A 22,773-nucleotide genomic window follows, 5' to 3' on the forward strand; every position below is an offset into this window, starting at 1 on the left:
TCTATTTAATCTAATATCTTATTTAAGATTTTCAGTTAACACCTGAAAATATCCCTCTGGATGTTTGCAGACTGGACATATTTTTGGAGCATCTGTTCCTTCGTAAATATAACCACATTTGTTACATATCCACTTAACTGGTGTATCTCTATGATATATTGTATTGGTTTCTAAACTAGTTAATAGTGCCCTAAATCTTTCATCATGATGTATTTCTACTTCGGCTACTTTTCTAAATGCAAGAGCAATCTCTGTAAAACCTTCTTTCTCTGCAGTTTTTGCAAAGCTAGGGTAAATTTCTGTCCACTCTTCATTTTCTCCATTTGCTGCCGACAATAAATTTGCTCTGGTGTCACCAAGTCCAACAGGGTAACCTGCATTAATTTCTACTGATTCACCATTTAACTCTTGATTTAAAAAATTAAAAAACCTTTTAGCATGAGCTAACTCGTTGCCCGCTGTTTCTGTAAATATATTATATATTTGTATGTACCCTTCTTTTTTTGCAATGGATGCATAGTATGTATATCTAGTTCTAGCTTGTGATTCTCCGGCAAAACCGCGCATAAGATTTTCCGCAGTATCGGTTCCCTTTAATAGTTTCATGAAATACCTCCTTGTTTTTCTCGGTCGAGAAAATAGTTATATTAAATAGTATTGCCCCAATAACATATTTTATTTTCATAAAATGAGATTTCTTTTATTTATTATTCCCCTTAAGCGTATGTGTCGCAAAGGTCGGATGTTGTAGAATCAAATCTTTTAGAAGAAAAAATAACTTTAATAGTGTATGAAATTCAGAAATTCAAGTAAATGTAAAAGTTAACGTCAAAAAAACTGGGAGAGGTAACCACTAAATTTAAGGCTAACAGGAGGAGAAATTCTTGTGTTAGTCTTTTAGTTAATATTGCCACTATATAACTAAATAGGGTACAATAGATACTAGAGAATTAATAAGTAATTGATTTTAGGGGGGGTATTATGAAAAAAATTTCACCGTTTGCACAAAAAATGTGGACAATTGATGGATTAATTATCGCAGGTGTATTTTTAATAATTGCAGTGGTTTTAAATATATTTTTAGGGTTTGATTCAGTATGGAAATATATGTTAATATCTATTTTATATGGAGTAGCAATTATAATGTTAATAAATTCATTATTTATGCCAAAATATAAGTTTGAAAAATTTTGTTATGATATGGACGAAGAAAAGATTATCTTAAAATATGGTGTGTTTAATGAAATAAACGTAATTATTCCAATGAGCAGAGTTCAGTATGTAGATACAGAGCAAGGAATAATATTAAAAAAATATAAGTTAATAAATTTAACGGTGCATACTGCTGGAGGAGCTTATAAAATTCCATATTTAGAAAATGAGATAGGAAATGCACTACAGCTAAGGATTACAAAAACTGTTCAGGAGAGAAGTATATGAGAGAACTAAAACACCAACATAAATTTATAATATTTTCTGAATTATTTCAATTTATAAAAAACAGTATAGTTCCACTCATTATATTTTTAATATCCATAGGATCTAAAATCCCTCCAAAGTATGGTGGAGATTATACTGAAGGTATAGTGATAATTGCTTTTTTTGTTATAGTTAGCGCTTTAGCTATATTTAAATGGAAGAGAAATGTATATAATGTCCAGGAGGATGGCATGTACATGAAATACGGCATTTTTGAAATCCATGAGAGAACAGTTCCTTTTTCACAAGTACATACTGCAGATATATCGTCCTCATTAATTCAGCGCTTGTTTAACGTCTGTAAGCTTGAAATTGATACTGCTGGGGGAGATGCAAAGTCTGAAATATCTATTTTTTTATCTAAGCAGGAAGCGCTAAGAATAAAAAGTATTATATTTAAGGTTGAAAAAAATGAAAACCAGGATGAAATTATAGAAGAAAAAAACATAAAAAAGCTCACTTCTTCTTTAAAAGACTTATTTGTGATGGCGACGTTTTCTACCCGTATTTTAGCCGGATTTTTTATAATTCTTGCCTTTTATTCTAAGATAGATGATATACTACCAAAGAAATTTAAGGAAAAAGCTCAAGGATATACTGATAATATAATAAAGGGAGTTAAGGGTGTTAACATAATCAAATACGTAGTAACACTAATCATTATTATGTTGTTTGTTTCCTGGGTTATATCTATTGGTTTAACTATAATAAAATATTATAAATTTACAGTTATACGTGAAGACGATAATATTAAACTATCATATGGATTATTTAATAAAAAAGAAGTAACTATCCCGTTGAAACGAATTCAAAGCCTAATAATAGTTGAAGGAGTTATTAAAAAGCCATTAGGGTACTTTTCATTAAATGTTGAAACCATAGGTTATGGAAAAGATAAGGGTGAGAGCACTATGATTTGTCCTATTGCTAAAAAAATAGTCCTTGATAAGTTTTTTGTGGATATTTTACCTGAAATGAATATAACTTATAACCTAGAGAAGTCTCCTAGAAAAGCTTTAAAGGGATTTATTGTATTTAGATTAGTACCTGAGTTAATAGTAATGTTCTTAGTAGGATATTTTGCACCTTATGGGTATTACATATTTTTATTACTACCTATTTTAATAATCTTACACTATATAAGATTTAGTGATAATGGGCTGTATTGTGGTGATGAATTTATTGTCATGAGATATAGAAAACTTGCAAGGGAAACGGTTATAATACAAAAGGAATGTATTCAGTCAATTGAAAAAACACAAAATTTATTTCAAAAGAACAAAGCTATTGCTAAATGTAGAGTGACAATAGCAGGAGACATCTTGGGTAGTTCTTATACGGTTGGATATATGAATGAAGACTTTATAAAAGAGCATGTTGAAGTTAGAAAATAATAGAGCTATGGTAAAAATATATATAAAATGACTTATATATTGTAAAATTACTGTTCATGTACATATTTTTACCTTTAATGCCTTAATTGTATACATCCAAGTGGAAAAGAATTATAATATAATGAAATGCTTAATAAAGGAGGTGCTCCATGACAATGCAAACAATAATACGAAAAAAACCTATGAAAATTAGTTTAATTACTTTACCTATTTTAATCGTTATATATTTGGCTATATCAATGTATTTTAGCAATCATTTTTATTATGGGTCTGTAATTAATGGCATTAATGCTTCTTATAAAACCGTAGAGCAAGTTGATAAAGAAATGTTAACGAAATCTAAAACATATACATTGGATTTGAAGGAACGAAACGGTGTAAATGAACAGATTAAGGCTACAGACATTGCGTTTAAATATAGAGGGAAGGATAAAATTCAAGCTTTAAAAGAAGGCCAGAATCCATTTATGTGGATTTTTGCAATTTTCAATCTAAAAGCTTCTGAAATAGATGGCGTAGTTACCTATGATGATAAATTATTAAAAGAACAGTTTGATAAGCTTGCTGTTTCTGATAGCAAAAAAACAATTGAGCCTCAAAATGCTAGCTTTAAATATTCGGATAATGGTTATGTTATTTTAAAGGAAGTCAAAGGAAATAAAGTAAATAGTAAGCAGTTGTATGCAAATGTAGTAAATGCAATTATTAAGGGAGAAACAACAATAGATTTGGAGAAAAAAAATTATTATGTAAATCCAAAATATACTTCAACTTCGCAAAAGGTTAAAGATACTAAAACCTTACTTAATAAATATATATCTTCAAAAATTACGTATTCATTTGCTGGAGGTGAAGAAGTTTTAAAAGGCGCTATAATAAATAACTGGCTTGGGGTTAACAAAAATCTGGAAATAACATTTGATGAAGAAAAAATGGAAAATTATATTAAAGAAATTGACGATAATTATAATACATTTGGTAATCAAAGAAATTTCGCTACGTCTCTCGGGACAATAGTAAAGGTAAGTGGAGGCGATTATGGTTGGTTGGTTGACCGTACAAGAGAAGTCAAAGATCTAATTGTGGATATAAAAGGTGGACAAACTATAACAAAAGAGCCACATTATATACAAACGGCTGCATCCCATGATACTAATGATATTGGAAATACATATGTGGAACTTAATTTAACAAAACAGCATTTATGGTTTTATAAGAATGGTTCTCTTATTGTGCAAGGAGATGTTGTTACTGGTGATGTAAGTAAAAACTATGCAACACCGGCAGGTGTTTATGTACTACAATATAAGGAAAAAAACGCAACATTAAAGGGTGAGGGCTATAGTACGCCAGTAGATGTGTTTATGCCATTTAATGGAGGGATTGGTATTCATGATGCGATTTGGAGAACTAAGTTTGGTGGAAAGATATATTTGACAAATGGTTCTCATGGTTGTGTAAATTCACCGCCTATTTTGGCAAAGACGATATATGAAAATATCGATGCTAAGACCCCTGTTGTTTGTTATTAGCCGTAATTTAATAAAGGAGATTCATTCTTAAAATTAAAAGTACAGAGTTGTAATTAAACCCTGTACTTTTAATTTTTTTATTCATATATTTATGAACATGACCACTTTGAGTAAGTAGAAGAAGGCTGGATACTACAAGGATTTTCATCTAATTCAGATAATTTCTTTTGATCCTCATGTTTCGTTTCAAAATCGCACTTATCTTTAGCAGTAGATTTATCCTCATGTTCCGTTTCAAAATCGCACTTATCTTTAGCAGTAGATTTATCCTCATGTTCCGTTTCAAAATCGCACTTTTCTTTAGCAGTAGGTTTATCCTCATGTTTCGTCTCAAAATCGCACTTATTTTTAGAAGTAGGTTTCTCCTCATATTTCGTCTCAAAATCGCACTTATTTTTAGAAGTAGGTTTCTCCTCATATTTCGTTTCAAAATCGCACTTGTTTTTAGAAGTAGGTTTCTCCTCATGCTTCTTTTCAAAATCGCACTTATCTTTAGTAGTAGGTTTATCATCCTGTTTTATTTCGTAATCACACTGGTCTTCACAATAACTTTTAGCGTCACACCAGTCTTCCGGATGATAAGTTGTTTCAATATTAGACATAACATCGCTCCTTAAATTTATTTAATATATAATATGTAACTTAATAAAAATTGATACCAACACGGTTTTGATTAAATTTCGTAATCAAAACCGGTAACGACTGCTTTATTTTTTACATATCAAGTAAAAAATAAAACTACTCACCCTTGTGATAATTGTGGAGAAATTATTAGTTCTAAAACGTTGCCTTTAGAGTCAAAGTATTACAAATACAACAAGTTAACATTCTATATTTAATGATATTTAAAGTAACGCTTATTGTATTTTCCACATAGTATGTAGAAGGTCATAAGACCTCAATAAAAGGAGGAATTACCTTTGGAAAAAAGTCAAATTGTACACCCTTGCGATAATTGTGGTAAAATTATTAGTTCACAAACATTACCTTTAAGTAGTGGAACTACTATTACACCAGTTGGTATTAGAGGCCCTTTAGTAGCTAAAATTCCTGTAGTAATAGGCGAAAGAGAGATTCAAATAGATGTTGAAACAGTGTTTAAATTAAACGAACCATTTTTTGAAATAAAAAGAATAAAGAAGAATGTTTATTTAACTCAATGTAAATTATTACCTAGATCTGGCATAATTGCTTCAGATGGTACGCTCATATCAGGAAAATTATTTATAAGTGGATTCGTAAGAAAAAATATAGAATACGCAACTGCTGATTGTGTAGAAAAAGAAATTGTAAGTGGTAGAATTGCTCATACAACAATAGATGTACCATTTACAGCTGTAACAGAAGTTGTATATACAGTGCCACCAGTAGTTAACGTTCGTGGAGTTCAAAAAGAAATAGATTTATTAAGTAGTTGCGGATGTAATGACTGTACGGGAACTATCATGGGCAAATCAGGATGTGAACAATATCTTGAAGATAATATAACATTTACTGAAAATCCATACTGCGAATTAGAAGGAGTAAGGATTTTTGAAGACGATATTAATACGGATCCTTTATACCATAAAACTAATTCGAAAATTCAGCTTTATAATAAAGTAATAGAAAAAATGGTTGTATATATAAGAATCAAAGTATTACAATTACAACAGGTAAACATTCCTATTGTTCACCATTGCGATGATGACGAAGAGTAAAGATCCTTTATAGAAACTTAAAAATAACCGTTTTTCTAAAAAAATACTATTCTTTAGAAAAGCGGTTATTTAAATACATAAGGCATCTGAAATAAAATAACTGACCAGTATACTAGTTTACTCCACTTTATTTCATATACAAAACTCTTACAATAAAGGAGAATTCTTCAATGAAACCAGAATATAACCGGGATAAATTGAAACTGATAAAGTTGCTTGCTATTTTGAATATGTTACAACAACCAAATTGTATTATAAATATTAATAAAACATCCAAGAAAAACACAACAAAGGTTAAAATAAAAAATAAAAAATTGAATAATCAAGAATTGAATAATCAAGAAGTAATTATTGAAGATGATTCAGGATTAACATTACCTATAGAGCAAATAACTATTAATGATGATTCAAAATTAATACTTCCTATTTGTGATAAATTAAGTATGGCAAAATTTCTTATTATTTTAAAAAATGTACAACAATCATATTATAATGAAAAGATCAATAGAATATTTCAAAACAGCTCAATAGATATTAAGCATGAAAATACTGTAACACCAAATAAGTTAATCTTGATTAGAAATTCAAAAGATAAATTGAATACAAAATACATAATGACCACACAAGAAGCAATTATTAAAGATGATATGGAATGTATAAATAAAAAAGAGGAAAGTAATATTAATAACAATGATATTTATACAATTCATAAAAATATAAATACTGATTACTGTGAAAGTTTAACATCGACACTACCAATTATAATAGCTGAAAAAAATATAGATATTCCTATTGAATCAACATTTAGATTAAAAAATGCTGCATTAGATATAAAAAACATAAAAAAGGATATATACTTAACTAGTAGTAAATTACTACCTATGTACGAAAAAGATGATATTCTTCCCTCATTGAATGGAAAACTTTTTTTAGAGGGTTTTGTTAGAAATAAATTAGATTTTTCTGTAGCAAAAGGTGTTTATGATGGCATAATTAATCTAGATACTGAATGTGTTATAATTTATATCCCATTTAAATGTACTACTTTAATTAACTGTAAGGTTCCACCAGTTTTCTCAAAGGGAAAAGGTCTAGATTATATACCCATTTATATCTCATCAGATTGTTTAAACATTAATAATGATTTTAATCAATATTTAAGCGAAAAAGATAATCAATGTAGTGAATATGTCAATTGCGATACTAAACCTATAAATTGTAAAATAGAAGAAGTGAAAATTTATGAAACCCATACCCTAGTTGATAGGAAATCTTTTAATGAAAAATTCCCTTTAGAAATGAATTTCCATACTATTAAAGAGAGCATAGTACTAAATCTTTCATTAACATTGATTCAAAAACAAGATATAGTAATTAATTATAGGAAAAATTCTAAATAACAATATGTAAAATGATAGTGAGCTCACATCTTATGGTAAGTTGTGGGCTATTTGACGTTTATAAATTTATATTTTTTTAATGATAAAATATGTTTGTAAACTGAAAAATAAGCTGTAGTGTACTATCCTTTCAAAATATAATATTTACTAGAATTAAGGATGTACTTTTTTTGAGGTTTATGGAATAGTATATAATGGGAATTGTTTTTATTTGCATTTATTATAATAACTTCCAATTTATGAAAGGAGGATAATTATTCAATAAAAGTTAAAATAAAGTTGAATATTATCATTTAAAATGGTAATATAAATATGTATTATCCTAAATTCTTCATTAAATTATATTAGTTTATGAATGTAACTTATTCAATGTGGAACTTAGGTACCACTTAATTTATAATTTTATAGGAGGTAGTGTTTATGAATACTAACAAGTCTAACAAAATTGTAAAGGTTTCAATTCTAGGTAGTGTAATTTTAGCTTCATTATCACCAGTTATAGCATATGCAGATGAATCGAATCTAAAGATTCCAGAGTTATCATCTAGTCAAAATGGAACACTTATGGTGGGACTCGTGATTTGCCTGCTAGGTATGGCATTTGGTTTTTATCAATTTTTAAGGGTAAAGAAAATTAGAGCACATAAATCAATGCTTGATGTTTCAGCTATAATTTTTGAAACATGTAAAACCTACTTAATTCAACAAGGAAAATTTATTGCAATTTTATTTCTTCTTATAGGTAGTATTATTGCATTTTACTTTGGTTACTTGCAAGGAACTAGTTTTGGTGGAGTATTATTAGTACTTGGCTGGACTATTGTTGGTATACTTGGGTCTTATGGTGTTGCTTGGTATGGAATAAGAATGAATACGTTTGCAAACAGTAGGATGGCATTTGCTTCATTAAGGAGAAAACCTTTAAATCTTGTAAATATACCTCTTGATGCAGGTATGAGCATTGGAGTACTTTTAATTTGCGTTGAGCTCTTTATGATGTTAATAATATTAATTTTTGTTCCACGTAGTCTTGCAGGTGCAAGCTTTATAGGATTCGCAATTGGTGAGTCATTAGGTGCAAGTGCTCTACGTATTGCTGGTGGTATTTTTACAAAAATTGCTGACATTGGATCAGATCTTATGAAAATTGCTTTTAAAATTAAAGAAGATGATCCTAGAAATCCAGGAGTTATTGCGGACTGTACTGGAGACAATGCAGGAGATAGTGTTGGTCCTACTGCAGATGGATTTGAGACTTATGGAGTAACAGGAGTTGCTTTAATCTCATTTATTGTTCTTGCTGTTGGTATGTCATTTCCAGAGGCAGATAGATTAATTCTTCAGTCTACTCTTCTTACATGGATATTTACAATGCGTATATTGATGGTTATTACATCGATTGCTGCATTTTATATAAACAGAGCATATAGTGAAATGAAATATAGTAATAAGGATGATTTTGATTTTGAACAACCACTAACAAATCTTGTTTGGATTTCATCAATATTATCAATAATTGTTATTTTCATAGTTAGTTACTTAATTCTTGGACCTGGTACTCAGGTTGCATTAACTGCAAATTCAAATAGTCTTTGGTATGTGCTAGCTATAATAATTAGTTGTGGTACATTGGGAGGAGCACTTATTCCTGAGGTTACTAAAATATTCACTAGTGGTAAATCAAAACATGTACAAGAAGTTGTTACAGCATCTAGAGAAGGTGGAGCTTCATTAAATATTCTTTCAGGACTTGTTGCTGGTAACTTCAGTGCTTTCTGGCAGGGAATGGTATTCGTTATCTTAATGTTTATAGCATATCTTGCAAGTACACTTGGCTTAAAAGATATAATGATATACCCTTCGGTTTTTGCTTTTGGTTTAGTTGCTTTTGGATTACTAAGCATGGGACCCGTTACTATTGCAGTAGATAGTTATGGACCTGTAACTGATAATGCACAATCAATTTATGAACTATCACTTATTGAAACTATTCCTAATATTTCGAAAGAAATAGAAAGAGATTTTGGTTTCAAACCAGATTTTGAAAAAGCAAAATACTACCTTGAAGCTAATGATGGTGCAGGAAATACATTCAAAGCAACTGCAAAACCTGTACTTATTGGTACAGCTGTTGTTGGAGCCACTACAATGATTTTTTCACTTATTTTAGTTATTCAAGATGTATTAAAAGTTAAACCTGAAACTATTCTTAATTTACTTAACCCTTACACTTTATTTGGATTTATGTGTGGTGGTGCGATAATCTATTGGTTTACAGGTGCATCTACTCAGGCAGTTTCTACAGGTGCCTATAGGGCAGTAGAATTTATTAAGAAAAATATAGAATTGGACGAAGATGCAGATCAAAGGGCATCTACAGAGAAATCTAAGGAAGTTGTTAAAATTTGTACTCAATATGCACAGAAGGGAATGTTTAACATATTCGTTGCAATATTCTCATTTGCACTAGCATTTGCATTTTTCTCAGCTCCTAGAGGTAATAACACTGAACCAGTAGCATTCTTCGTTGCATACCTTATATCTATAGCAGTTTTTGGTTTATATCAAGCTATATTTATGGCAAATGCAGGTGGATGTTGGGATAATGCTAAAAAGGTTGTTGAAGTTGATTTAGATGAAAAAGGGACTCCACTTCATGATGCTTGTGTTATTGGCGATACAGTTGGAGATCCTTTTAAAGATACTTCATCAGTAGCATTAAATCCAATAATCAAATTTACAACATTATTTGGAATGCTTGCTATGGAAATTGCTATATCAGAAAGATTCAGAGCTGTAGCTCCATACATTGGAGCAGTGTTCTTTGCAATCGCGATTATATTTGTATGGCGTTCATTCTATAGAATGAGAATTAAAAACTAAAGTTAATTTAATTAATAGAGGACCAGATTTTATTTTGAATCTGATCCTCTGTGTTTTGTATTTTTTATTAGATATAATAAGGAGCGGTTTAAGATGAGAATTTTACTTATAGATGACGAAGAAAGCATTTTAAATTTAGTACGTATGAACCTAGTACTAGAAGGTTTTGAGGTAATAACTAGTGCTACTGGTAATAATGGAATCAAGGCTTTTCAAGACGAAAACCCAGACCTAGTGTTACTTGATTTAATGTTACCTGATCTAGATGGATATGAAGTTATGAAAATAATGCAAAAGATTAATAAAAAAATTCCGATTATTCTTCTTACTGCAAAAGGACAACTCAATGATAAACTACTAGGGTTACAGTTAGGGGCAGATGATTATATTACAAAACCCTTTGATAGCAGGGAAATTATACTGCGAATACGTGCAATTTCAAGGCGGATAAATCAATCGAAGCTCCTTAATGAAAATTCAGAAAACAAAATAGAAAAAGGCTTCATCATGCTACTAAAAGCAGAAAGAAAGATTTTTATAGATTCTATCGAAGTAAAATTTACTTTTCGTGAATTTGAAACTTTAAACCTTTTATTGCAAAATATTAATAAGGTCTTTACTAGAACTGAGTTACTAAAAAAACTTTGGGGTTATGATTATGAGGGTAACACAAGGGCGGTTGATATTCATATAGAACGAATTCGTAAAAAACTAACAATACATGGAAATGCTATTCAAACTATTTATGGTGCTGGATATAGATTAGAGGTATGAAATGAAAATTGGAATAAAAAATAAAATCGTAATTATGAATATAGCTGTGTTACTTCCGGTTTTACTTATTGTTTGCTCCATTACCATTGGTAATCTTTATAAAAATATAATAAATAGTTCTATTACAATGTTAAAACAAGAAAGTTACAACAGCCAATTAAATATCATTACATATTTAGATAACGAAGAAAACATAGGTTTGCCAGAACTTCTTAAGAATATGAGCCCCTTTATTGCTAAAAATTTGTCTGATCATTATAAATTCAGAATTCAATTATATAACAAGGATGGACTAGTGGGGGATTCTGAAAAGTACCCTATAATTTTAGAAAATAAAGATGTTACTTATGCACTTTCAGGAACTAAGTCCTATATTATGAAAAAGATTGAAAGCAAACAATATATTTTATTTTCTAGTCCGCTTTATTTTGAAGGAGAAACTATTGGTTGCTTTCGGTATATTTATCCCCTAGATAAAGAAATAGGCTTAGTTAAAAATACAAGTGTAACCATGATTTTGGTAGGCATATTAGCACTTTTTCTTTCTATTCTTTTAAGCAATGCATTTTCTAGAAAAATTGTAAGCCCAATTGTATCCTTAAAAAAAGCCTCCCAGAAGGTTGCAAATGGAGATTTTACAAATATTATAGAAATTGATACCACGGATGAGATTAAGGATTTAGCAGATTCTTTTAATCTTATGTCGACTAATATAAGTAACTCTATTTTAAAATTAAAAGATGAAAAAGCAAATCAAAAAAGATTTTTAGATAACGTTACCCATGAATTAAAAACCCCTATAACTTCAATCATTGGATATGCAGATTTACTTCCTAGAGTAAAGACCGAGAAAGATAAAACACAATGTCTTGATTATATTCAAAAGGGGGGGAATCGTCTGATTTGCCTTGTAGAAGAATTGTTAAACCTATCTAAGTTAAATAAAGAAGATTTTCAAATGGAAGTTGCGCAAACAAACCTTAAAGTTGTAATAGAGGAAAGCTTGTTAATTTTAAGACCAAGATTAGATAAATACAATATTTTTATAGAGCCACTTTTATTTGATTATTTGATTTGGATAGATAAACAAAAGACGGAACAAGTATTTTTAAATATATTTGACAATGCAATTAAATATAGTGATTGTACTTCCATTGTTATAAAAATGTTCTCAAAGCCTGGATCTTTAATTGTTTCTATAACAGACAATGGTGAGGGAATACCAAAGGAACATCTGAAAAAGGTTTTTGAACCTTTTTATACTGCAAATAAAAGACTTCAAAATCAATACGGTGGTATGGGTCTTGGACTTGCAATTTGCAAGGAAATTATGAAAAAGCAACAAGGAGATATTTTTATAAGTAGTGACAAGGGAACAAAGGTGGAATTGTTTTTTAAATTGTTACAAAGCTGATGCAATCTTGATGCAATTTTGAAAACGTTTTTTGCTATGATAAGGAGGAAGAGAAAAATAAATATTTTAAAAAAACACAAAATGTTATTTATTGGTTATTTTGTTTTTATGTTATTACTAGGAATCATAATATTTTGGCAATATGAAAAAAATTATGATCATATAGTACTTATTCAAGATAGAGAACAAGTTTTAAAAGCTGTAAGTACCTCTACACCTGTAAAGTTAGAAGTGTATAGTAAATATTGGGGAAAAATTGTTATTGCTCAGAGTAATGTTATTCGAAGTATATGGGATATTATAGACGAAATGTCTAAGAGTAGTCCTTTGCAAGAAAGTCAAAATGCATATACGAATGATGAAATAAGTGGTACTGTTTTTTATCTGAATGGTAAAAAATCTACTTTTACTTTAGGAAGTTACTTAAAAATAGGTACTATTATTTATGGAAAGGCTAAAAATAAGCCTTATGTAGATCAGCTTAAAAATCATTTGGATGAAATTTTATGCTCTGCGCAAAATCTAAGCAATCTTATTAATGAACGAAATAAAGTTACCGTAGTAGATAGTAATAATAATATACAAAAATGTGGTCGTGATGATAAAACATTTATTCGTAATAAAATATTAAAATGTTCTAAAATTAAGGATAATGCCTCCCTAGAAGAAGCGATCAATACAAAGGGAAAAGTGCTATACCACATAAAAACCTATTTAGAAAAAGAAAGTAATTCTATTCCAAATACAAAAGATACTTTCTATGCAATTATAAATATTGATGTATATGAAAATGGGTATATTGTTATTCAAGATTTTAGTAATGAAGTAGTAAATGCAATTTATATGAAAGGAAATTTAGTAGAGATTTGTAAAAACATCAGTAAAACCGGTATTTAATTTTTATATGTTCTGGAGGTACCTTAATGAAAACTTACAAATTTACTATATTTATTATTCTCTTGTTTTGCTCAACATTGTTAACTGCATGTAATAAAAACCAAAGTGCCTACCCTAATTTGCAAGGCCAAAAACTTTTGGTTTACGTAGCCTTTCATGAAGATGAGGCTAAACCTTTACTAGAAGGCTTCAAAGAAAAAACTGGTTGTGAGTATTCACTTTTGAGGTTTCCTACAGGGGAAGCTTTAGCCCGGGCAATGGAGGAAAAAACAACCCCTAAAGCAGATGTCTTTTTAGGAGGCACAGTAGATGCTCATGAGTACATGAAAAAAGAAGGCATAATTGAAAAATATATTTCTAAAAATTCCAGTTCTATTCCTGAAAGATATAAAGACAAAGATGGGTATTGGACAGGACTTTATATAGAAGCATTATCTATTGGTATCAATAAAGAACGATGGGACGCCGAGTTTAAATCAAAGGGAATAAAGCAGCCAGAAAGCTTTCAAGATTTGTTAAATCCTGCGTTTAAAGGTGAAATTATTATTCCTAACCCAAAAACCTCAGGTACAGGCTATACTTTTGTATCTTATCTTGTACAATCGATGGGAAAGGAAAAAGCCTTAGAATATCTGGGTAAACTCAACCATAATGTAGCACAAGTTACTACAAATGGTCTTACGCCAGCAGAAAAGGTAGGTATTGGTGAATATTTAATTGCTGTTAATTTTATAAATCAACAGCTTATCGTTAAAAAGTCTGGATTTAATATACAATCTAAAATCCCTAAAGATGTTGGATGGACACTTTGTGCAGTTTCTAAGATTAAAAATGGACCAAACTCTAAGGCTGCAAATGCTTTTATAGATTATTGTTTAACGGCGCAAGCTGGTAATGCTCTGAAAAATTTTTCTATGGCTATGTCTACAAGAGAAGATGTGCCCTTGCCGGAGGGAGGACAAAATTTAAGTAATCTTCTAGGGAGTGATAAATATGATTTTAAAAAAGCAGGTATTGATAAAGAAGAAATGTTAGATGCTCTTGAAAGGATTAAACCGTAAATTTATATATTTATATATAGATTAATATGTTTAAATAAAATAATCTAAAATGAAAGGTCGATGAAATGAATGGGGAATTTATTTAATTTTTTAAAACCCGCTCCAGCTATTGAAAGGTTGCCAAAAGAAAAAATTGATCCAGTTTACAAAAAGTTTCGGTTACAAGTATTTATAAGCATTTATATTGGTTATATGGGTTACTACTTTGTTAGAAGTAATTTTTCACTAGCTAAAATGTACTTAATTCATGAAGGATTTACAAAAACGCAACTTGGATTTGTTGCCTCTGCGCTAGGACTTGCTTATGGCATTAGTAAATTTGTTATGGGTAATGTATCAGATAGATCGAATGCGAAGTATTTTCTAGGCATCGGTTTAATTTTGTCTGGTATTACAAATCTATTTTTCCCACTTACAACAAGTCTTACAGTAATGTTTATGTTAATGCTTATAAATGGATGGGTTCAAGGTATGGGGTGGCCACCATGTGGGAGAATCATGACTCATTGGTTCTCAGATAAAGAGCGTGGCGTAAAAATGTCTATTTGGAATACCGCACATAATGTGGGTGGTGGATTTATAGCTGTAATTGCGCTTCTTGGTGTTCAAATATTTGGAAGTTGGAAAGGAATTTTTTATTTACCAGCTATTATTGCAATTGTAATTGGAACACTTTATATGATTTTTGCAAGAGATACACCTCAATCTGTAGGTCTTCCTCCTATTGAAGAATATAAAAATGATTACCCTGCTGTAAAAGTAAAAGACAGAGAAAAGGAAATGACTGCAAAAGAAATACTGTTTAAATATGTATTTAACAATAAATATTTATGGTATATCGCTCTAGCAAACGGATTTGTATATATGGTGAGATATGGCATTATTAATTGGGCTCCACTATACCTACAAGAAGTAAAAGGTTTTAATGTTAAAGAGTCAGCAATCGCATTTTCTTTATTTGAATATGCTGCAATTCCGGGTACTATACTTATAGGATGGATAAGTGATAAGGTATTCCACGGTCGTCGTGCACCAGTAGGTGTAGCTTGCATGGTAGGTGTTACGGCTGGTGTTTTCATTTATTGGCAATCTTCAAGCATTTTAGCAATAAACATTACTTTAGCTTGCATAGGTGCTTTAATATATGGACCTGTAATGCTTATTGGAGTAAGTGCATTAGATCTAGTTCCTAAAAAAGCTGCTGGAACTGCTGCTGGATTTACAGGGCTCTTCGGGTATGTTATTGGGCAAGTTTCGGCTGAAATTGTAATGGGAATGGTTGTAGATAAATACAATTGGGATGGAGGATTCAGGCTTCTTATGGTTTCTGCTGTACTTGCTATTATATTTCTATCACTTACTTGGAACGTACATGATAGATCAAAACCAGAATCTGAAGATATTCCGTCAGTAAGTTAAAGAAATATTTATATCAAAAAATGTTAGTATTTAAAGTATAACAACTTAGTAAGTATTATATCAAAAGAAAAAATAGATTATATAAGGAGTCTATAATATGAAAAACAAAAAAAAGATAATTGAGATAGCGTGCACACTTGTATGTACACTAGCCCTAACCGTAGGATCAACTGTAGGATATGGAGAAAGTACTGTTTTAGCTGCTTCAACAAAAAATAACAAAATAGTTATTGGACATAGAGGTGCCTGTGGATACTTACCTGAACATACTTTAGAGTCATACTCTTTAGCTTATGGGTTAGGTGCAGATTATATAGAGTCTGATGTTTGTTTAACAAAAGATGGTGTTCCAGTAATAATGCATGATATTACAATAGATACTACAACAGATGTAGCAAAAATTTATCCAAATAGAAAACGTGTTGATGGACATTATTATGTGATTGATTTTACACTAAGTGAAATTAAAACGCTTAGTGTACATGAACGTACACAAGAAGGTTCTACTACGGATGTTGTTTTTCCAGGTAGATTTCCTCTAAGTAGTGCTCATTTTGAAGTTCCAACGTTAGAAGAATATATACAACTTATACAAGGGTTGAATAAAAGTACAGGTAAAGATGTAGGAATTTACCCTGAATTGAAACAACCTAAATTTCATACAGATAATGGACAGGATATTGGAACTGTCGTATTAAAAGTTCTTAGAAAGTATGGGTATGATACGCCTGAATCCAAATGTTATTTACAATGTTTTGATCCAAGTTACTTAATAAAAGTTAGAACAAAAATGGGTGCAAAAGTGAAGATAATTCAGTTGATTAGTGTAGAAGCAGATTGCCCAGGAGCTAATTATGAAAAAATGATGACAGATGAAGGACTAGCAAAAGTAGCTACTTATGCAAATGGTATTGGGCCTTGGTGTGACCAAATACTAGATGAAGATGGGAATAAAGGTAAATTACCAGTTACTAATCCTAATTTAGTAAAAGATGCGCATAAACACAATCTTGTTGTTCATCCATATACATTTAGAAAAGATGATCTTCCTAAATATGTAACTAGTGTAGATCAGTTAATGAAAAGATTTTATTTTAAAGAAGATGTAGATGGTATATTCACTGATTTTCCTGATCATGCAGTAAAGGTATTACCAAATAATCACAAAAAATAATTCAATGTTAAAATGAAAAATATTCTTTATAAGCCTCCTATAGTATAGGTGGCTTATAATTGTGGTGCGCCCAGGATATTAAAATACTTATTTTAATATCCTCTTACCTATAACAAAGTTTTCTTTGTAATATCCCGTTAATTCAGAGATTTTTATAACATCGCCGGATTTTGGAGAATGAATAAACCTATTGTTGCCAATATATATTCCAACGTGAGATACCTGGTAGGGTAGCTCTGGGTTTGTTTTAAAAAAGACCAGATCTCCATTCTTAAGGTCATTTATATTAATAGAAATACCTTCATCTATCTGTTCCATAGTTGTTCTAGGTAAATCTATACCGAAATGTTTATAGATATATGCTACAAAACCAGAACAATCGAATCCACCACCAATATATTTTCCAGAGCTATCCGATATTGCAGGTGTTGTGCCACCCCATAAGTAATGCATCCCTAGAAAAGTATCAGAATAAGCTTTTAAATCATTCCCATTTATTAATGAAATGTATTGTTGCCCGTTTGCTATATACTTAGTTTTATTTAAGGGCGTTTTAGAATTTGAGAAAATAGTAAAAACCATATATGTTACGGATACTAATATAAGAATTAAAGTTAAATGCCAAGATTTTATTGAATTTCGTTTATAATAAGAGCTTTTCATATAATCTCCAAGCCTCCATTATTTTAAATTATCCTATAGTAAGTTATTGTAGTATCTCTAACAATATACTAAATATAAATAGTTCCCAGATGTTTATTAATTATTTATTAGTGTTCAATACTATTAAACTTAATAAAAAAACGGCAATAGAGAATATATAAATTCTCTATTGCCGTTTTATTTAAATGAATAAGCTAATTAATCTTTTTTAATTTTATGTCATAATGATTTTGATACTGCTTCATTCGAGGATCGTTTTTAAAATAACTCTCGTACATACCTCTAGCAACTTTTGCGGCATCAGAACCATAACCACCATCAAATATAACTACAGATATTGCAATTTTAGGATTGTCAGCAGGTGCATAACCTACATACCAAGCATAATCGCCTCTACCAATTTTATTTTGTATTTCCGAGGTTGTGAACTGAGCTGTACCTGTTTTACCACCTGTAGGTATAGGAAAATCACCAAGTGCTGCATATGCAGTACCATCGGTACCACCACCAGCACCTGTAACGCCATTCATGCCTTGCATAACTAGAGCTCTAGTTTCAGTACTCATACCAACTTTATCTATTACTACAGGTTTCGTTTGGGATATTAACTTTCCATTAGAATCTTTTATATTATCAACTAAATGAACTTTATATCTTGTCCCACCATTGGCAAGGGTTGCTATATAATTTGCCATCTGGAGTGGAGTGAAGTTGTCCATGCCTTGGCCGATAGATGCAATAAACATATTGTATGGTAAACTCAAAGAACCATGACCTGTTTGTACTGAAAGATAGTATATATCAGTTACGATTGTATTTATATCAGTAGCCGTAAATTTTTGATTTTTATACGCAGGGTCGGCAGCTATTAATTGCTTAAATAACCCCACATAATTACTCTTAGAGAAAGTTCCGTTCTTTACAGAATCCCTTATATAATTTTTAATTTGTGTTTTAATTTCTGAAAGTTTTTTTCCATCAGAAACAATACTAGTATCTCTATCTCTATCATATAAATCTATTGGTGGAAATTTTACTTTTGAACTAGAAATACCATCAGTTAAATTTTGCTCAATACTCAAAAGATATTGTGAGGCTGATAAGTTTTTTTGTGACACTGTATTATATACTTGCCCAAAATTCTCACTTATTTCTATTCCTGTACCTGGACTCGTTGCATTAGGATTAGCTCCTAGGCCAAACATCCATGCATATTTAGCTAAAATATCATCACCAAATTGTTCTCTTAGTTTCTGACCTACATTCATAAAAAATGGGTTACTAGATTTTCTTATTGCACTTACTACATTTACAATGCCATTTCGTCCATCTGATGTAAAAGGATTCCAATTTGGACCTCCTATTTTATTTTCACCACCCATATCATACCCGCCTTCATCATCGTAAGTTGAATTAGCATCTATAACTCCAGCTTCAAGCCCTGCAATTGCTGTCATTGGTTTAAATGTAGAACCTGAAGGAATAAGTGACATAGTTGCATAGTTATACAAGTATTTTGGATAATAATCAAACTTATCCTTTCGAATGGTTGTATTTCCCTTTATACTTTTGTCTATTGGAAACATATAATCAGTTAAAGACGATAGCCCATCAGCTTTTGCCATCTTTTCATAATCTGGATTGAAATATTTTTGTGATTGAGCTTCAGTTAAACCTTGGGTTGTAGAAAAATCATTTGGATTATAACCTGGTAGACTTACAAGTGCTAGCACTCCACCAGTATTAATATCTATGGCAACCGCTGCACCCCTTGTAGCATTTGATACGTCTAAACCACCATAAGTTCCTTTATCTTGTATTGTCTTCATTTCACTATTCAAAGTGGTTTCGGTGGCGTATTGTAAATTTGCATCTATTGTAAGTTGAACGTTTTTTCCTGGAACAGCTTTTTTATTATGAGCGGTATTTTTAATTATTGCTACAGAATCATCATTTATATCTTTTTCTCCATTGACGCCTTTAAGGTTACTTTCCATTGCAGCTTCAATTCCAGTAGTACCAACATAGTCTACACTTGTATCATAACCCTTTGCAGCGTACTTCGCTTTGTCAGCAGAGTTTATTTTGCTTATATATCCTAGAACTGATGAAGCAAGTTGGCCGTATGGATATTCTCTCATAGGCTGATTTTCTACTTTAAAACCTTTTAAGTCTGAGAGACTTTGCTCAAATATAAGTGAAGTATCTTTCTTTATATTAGTTGCTACATTAATTGATTTATTAGCAGAATAAAAGTTCATTTTGATGCTGTCTTTTATAATTAAATATCTCCTTAGTACATCCGGAGTTGCCTTTATATTCAAACTTGAAAGGCCATTTTTTATATCATAGGTAACAAGAAGTTTATTATATATTTGTTCTGGAGTTAGCTTTAAAAGTTCATTATTAAGAGCAGTTTTTTCAGAGGTAGTTAACTCTTCTTCCTTTTTACCTTCAAATTTTGATTTTAATATACTATCTTGAATGTTTCTATCTTTTAAAAATCTTAGAAGCATGGCTTGTTTTACTTTAGAGTCACTTGAAGTAAATTCAAATCTATATGGATTAATCTTTAATGGAAAACTGTCTGTCTGAACTTCTTTATTAGCATCTAAAATTTTAAATACTTTTTGTAATATTGCAAATAGTTGGGTATTATCCTTACCAGTATCAGTTGTACTTGTATATGTAAGGTTATAACCTAGTGCTTCAGTCGCAAGTTTTATCCCACTTTTATCTGTTATTAGTCCTCTTGGTGCCGCAACGGTTACAAGTTTTGCAGAATTAATAGTTTCAGCCTCTGCTTTGTAATATTCGCCTTTGAAAACTTGTAAATAATATAATTTTGAACCTATTGTTAAGAACATAGCTAGCATAATTATAGAAAGAATATTATACCTATTAAATTTCTTCTTTTTTTTCATTTCATCACCATTTTAACTTTCATTTTTTTTGCATAATAAAATTATCAGTACTTGTCAGCATTCTTAAAAAACAATTTAAATGGTGACTTTGTAAAGCCTTGCAATTCATATGTATTTTAAATATACGTCTAGATGTAAGCTTTGTCAATTACATTTATATATAAATAGCCCAGCAACTGCGCTAGGCTATCTTTGAATTCGTAGTTTGCATACATTATACTTTAAATTATTAATTATTTATTTAAGTGTGTATTATATACCTTATGTTTATTATACATGACTCGACAAAACAAATCCATATGTTAGTAGTATATATAGTTGTTTATATTGTTAAATATAGTAGCTTACGAATATAACACATATTTTGATCCATTTATTTTCCATAAGCTATGATATAATGTATATGTTAATATTCTTCGTAGGAGGAAAAAACATATATGATAGGGACATTTCTTTTAAATAGATATGAGGTATTAGAAAACATTGGCGAGGGTGGCATGGGAACTGTTTATAAAGCAAAGTGCCATGTGCTAAATAGATTTGTAGCTGTAAAGATATTAAAGAAAGAGTTAAGTAATGATGAGGAATTTATTTCAAGGTTTAAAAGAGAAGCTACTTCAATTGCAAAATTATCACACCCAAACATAGTAAATGTTTATGATGTTTGCGAAGATAATGATGTTAACTTTATAGTTATGGAATATGTTGATGGAAAAACATTAAAGCAAATAATAAAGAAAAATGGAAGATTTACATCCAAGAAGACTTTAGATATAGTTTTTCAAATATCAAAAGCTCTTTCGTGTGTACATGAGAGCGGAGTAATTCATCGTGACATAAAGCCAGATAATATTATGATAACCAAGGATAAAATGGTTAAAGTCATGGATTTTGGAATAGCTAAAGTTGCGGATGCAAGAACTGTAACCAATTCTAATAAGGTAATGGGAACCGCACATTATCTTTCCCCAGAACAAGCAAAAGGGAGTTTTCTTGACTTGCGATCAGATATATATTCATTAGGCATTGTAATGTATGAAATGGTGACAGGAAAGGTACCTTATAATGCGCAAAGTGCTATTACCATAGCTATGATGCATATTCAGGGAAATATTACTGCGCCAAAGGAGATTATTGCAGATATACCTGAAAATATAAATCAGGTGATTTTAAGAGCTATGCAAAAGGAACCTATTAAAAGATACCAAACGGCGAGCGAAATGTCAGAAGTTATAGGTGCGATTAGAAATAATCCTAATTATAAAGTAGTAGTAAACAGTGAACTTGAGGGTGCTACTAAAATTATGGATGCTGTAGTAGCTTCTAATATAAGAGATGATTTCACAACGGTTATGAGTAAAGATGCAATTTTGGAAGAAACACTTTTGGATAATTCAGTGGCTGAGGAAACGATATTAAAAAAAGAAAGTGAAGCAATACCTCTAAAGAAGAATAGTAAAAAAAGAAAGGTTATGCTAATTATAGCATCAATTATTTTTTTAGTTATTGTTTTAGCTTTAGGAAAATCCATTTTAAATGCAAAGGATTCAAGTGTAAAAACTCCAGTTGTCAAAAATACTGTTCCAAAAGTAGCTGCAAAATTGCCAGTAATTGAAAAAAAAATTGTGACCTCACTTATTGGTAAAAATCAAGATAATGCAAGAAAGGCAGCAGTTAATGATGGTTTTTTGCTTGGTAACATAACAAATAATTATAGTAATAGTGTTGCTAAGGGGTTAGTTATTAGTCAATCACCTGGGGTGAATACAGATTATGAGAAAGGTGGTAAAATAAGTATAGTTATAAGTCAAGGTAAAAAGATAGTTCAAGCTATACAGCCACAAACAAAGGTGGGAAAAAACATAAAAAAACCTAAACAGATACATGAAAAGAATTCTAAAAATAAGCATTCAAAAAAATAAATGGAATTCTATAGTGATATATTTAGTTAAAAAATAATAAAGTTAATAAGTAAATATATTAGAAAGACATACAGTTATGCTAGTGAGATGAAAGGCATGTACTTAAAATTATTATAATATGATATAATATAATAATT

The 22,773-nt window shown here is 30.4% G+C and carries 17 protein-coding genes; 13 read left to right on the top strand and 4 right to left on the bottom strand.

Going from position 1 to position 22,773, the window contains the following annotated elements; genetic code table 11:
• Positions 1-18: 18 nt before the first annotated feature.
• Positions 19-606 (bottom strand): rubrerythrin, encoded by a 588-nt coding sequence (gene rbr, locus KPL37_RS01830; protein ID WP_216145569.1) that lies wholly within the window; start codon positions 604-606, stop codon positions 19-21.
• Between the two features lie 375 nt (positions 607-981).
• Between rbr and KPL37_RS01835 the strand changes: the two genes are divergently transcribed.
• The 3 genes from KPL37_RS01835 (at position 982) to KPL37_RS01845 (ending at position 4,405) form a co-directional block, all read left to right on the top strand.
• Complete coding sequence (locus KPL37_RS01835; RefSeq protein ID WP_216145571.1) at positions 982-1,440, top strand: PH domain-containing protein; 459 nt, start codon at positions 982-984, stop codon at positions 1,438-1,440.
• Positions 1,437-2,873 (top strand): PH domain-containing protein, encoded by a 1,437-nt coding sequence (locus KPL37_RS01840; RefSeq protein WP_216145573.1) that lies wholly within the window; start codon positions 1,437-1,439, stop codon positions 2,871-2,873. The genes KPL37_RS01835 and KPL37_RS01840 overlap by 4 nt, the downstream gene beginning before the upstream one ends.
• A 149-nt stretch (positions 2,874-3,022) precedes the next feature.
• A complete protein-coding gene (locus KPL37_RS01845; protein WP_216145575.1) occupies positions 3,023-4,405 on the top strand; it encodes a L,D-transpeptidase family protein in 1,383 nt (460 codons plus the stop codon).
• A gap of 89 nt (positions 4,406-4,494) precedes the next feature.
• Here KPL37_RS01845 and KPL37_RS01850 read toward each other — a convergent pair whose 3' ends face one another.
• Positions 4,495-5,007, bottom strand: coding sequence for a hypothetical protein (locus tag KPL37_RS01850; protein ID WP_216145576.1), 513 nt, complete (start codon positions 5,005-5,007; stop codon positions 4,495-4,497).
• Positions 5,008-5,325: 318 nt separating this feature from the next.
• Here KPL37_RS01850 and KPL37_RS01855 point away from each other — a divergent pair, with 318 nt between their 5' ends.
• The 9 genes from KPL37_RS01855 (at position 5,326) to glpQ (ending at position 17,127) form a co-directional block, all read left to right on the top strand.
• Complete coding sequence (locus tag KPL37_RS01855; protein ID WP_216145577.1) at positions 5,326-6,105, top strand: CsxC family protein; 780 nt, start codon at positions 5,326-5,328, stop codon at positions 6,103-6,105.
• Between the two features lie 170 nt (positions 6,106-6,275).
• Positions 6,276-7,505 carry a DUF7852 domain-containing protein gene (locus KPL37_RS01860; RefSeq protein ID WP_216145578.1) on the top strand — a complete coding sequence of 410 codons (1,230 nt, stop codon included), beginning with the start codon at positions 6,276-6,278 and terminating at the stop codon, positions 7,503-7,505.
• Positions 7,506-7,925: 420 nt separating this feature from the next.
• Positions 7,926-10,388, top strand: a complete 2,463-nt coding sequence (locus tag KPL37_RS01865; RefSeq protein ID WP_216145579.1) for a sodium-translocating pyrophosphatase — start codon at positions 7,926-7,928, stop codon at positions 10,386-10,388.
• A 93-nt stretch (positions 10,389-10,481) separates the two neighbouring features.
• Positions 10,482-11,162, top strand: coding sequence for a response regulator transcription factor (locus KPL37_RS01870; RefSeq protein WP_216145580.1), 681 nt, complete (start codon positions 10,482-10,484; stop codon positions 11,160-11,162).
• Position 11,163: 1 nt separating this feature from the next.
• The gene (locus KPL37_RS01875; RefSeq protein WP_216145581.1) at positions 11,164-12,576 is read left to right on the top strand and encodes a sensor histidine kinase; all 1,413 of its coding nucleotides are present in this window, start codon (positions 11,164-11,166) and stop codon (positions 12,574-12,576) included.
• Between the two features lie 81 nt (positions 12,577-12,657).
• Entirely contained in the window at positions 12,658-13,473 is an 816-nt protein-coding gene (locus KPL37_RS01880; protein ID WP_216145582.1) for a DUF3919 family protein, read from the top strand.
• Positions 13,474-13,499: 26 nt separating this feature from the next.
• Entirely contained in the window at positions 13,500-14,534 is a 1,035-nt protein-coding gene (locus KPL37_RS01885; RefSeq protein WP_216145584.1) for an ABC transporter substrate-binding protein, read from the top strand.
• Between the two features lie 69 nt (positions 14,535-14,603).
• The gene (gene pgtP, locus KPL37_RS01890) at positions 14,604-15,953 is read left to right on the top strand and encodes an MFS transporter (protein ID WP_216145587.1); all 1,350 of its coding nucleotides are present in this window, start codon (positions 14,604-14,606) and stop codon (positions 15,951-15,953) included.
• Between the two features lie 97 nt (positions 15,954-16,050).
• On the top strand, positions 16,051-17,127 hold the full coding sequence (glpQ, locus tag KPL37_RS01895) for a glycerophosphodiester phosphodiesterase (RefSeq protein ID WP_216145589.1): 1,077 nt from the start codon (positions 16,051-16,053) through the stop codon (positions 17,125-17,127).
• Positions 17,128-17,214: 87 nt separating this feature from the next.
• On the opposite strand, the gene KPL37_RS01900 is transcribed toward glpQ, so the two are convergent.
• Positions 17,215-17,790: a C40 family peptidase gene (locus KPL37_RS01900; RefSeq protein ID WP_216145591.1), complete on the bottom strand. Its 576-nt coding sequence runs from the start codon at positions 17,788-17,790 to the stop codon at positions 17,215-17,217.
• Between the two features lie 194 nt (positions 17,791-17,984).
• Complete coding sequence (locus KPL37_RS01905; protein WP_216145592.1) at positions 17,985-20,714, bottom strand: peptidoglycan D,D-transpeptidase FtsI family protein; 2,730 nt, start codon at positions 20,712-20,714, stop codon at positions 17,985-17,987.
• A 437-nt stretch (positions 20,715-21,151) separates the two neighbouring features.
• On the opposite strand from KPL37_RS01905, the gene pknB reads away from it, so the two are divergent.
• Positions 21,152-22,636: a Stk1 family PASTA domain-containing Ser/Thr kinase gene (gene pknB, locus KPL37_RS01910; protein ID WP_216145593.1), complete on the top strand. Its 1,485-nt coding sequence runs from the start codon at positions 21,152-21,154 to the stop codon at positions 22,634-22,636.
• Positions 22,637-22,773: the final 137 nt, after the last annotated feature.

The organism is Clostridium frigoris, from assembly GCF_018861865.1.
GTDB lineage: Bacteria > Bacillota > Clostridia > Clostridiales > Clostridiaceae > Clostridium_AD > Clostridium_AD frigoris.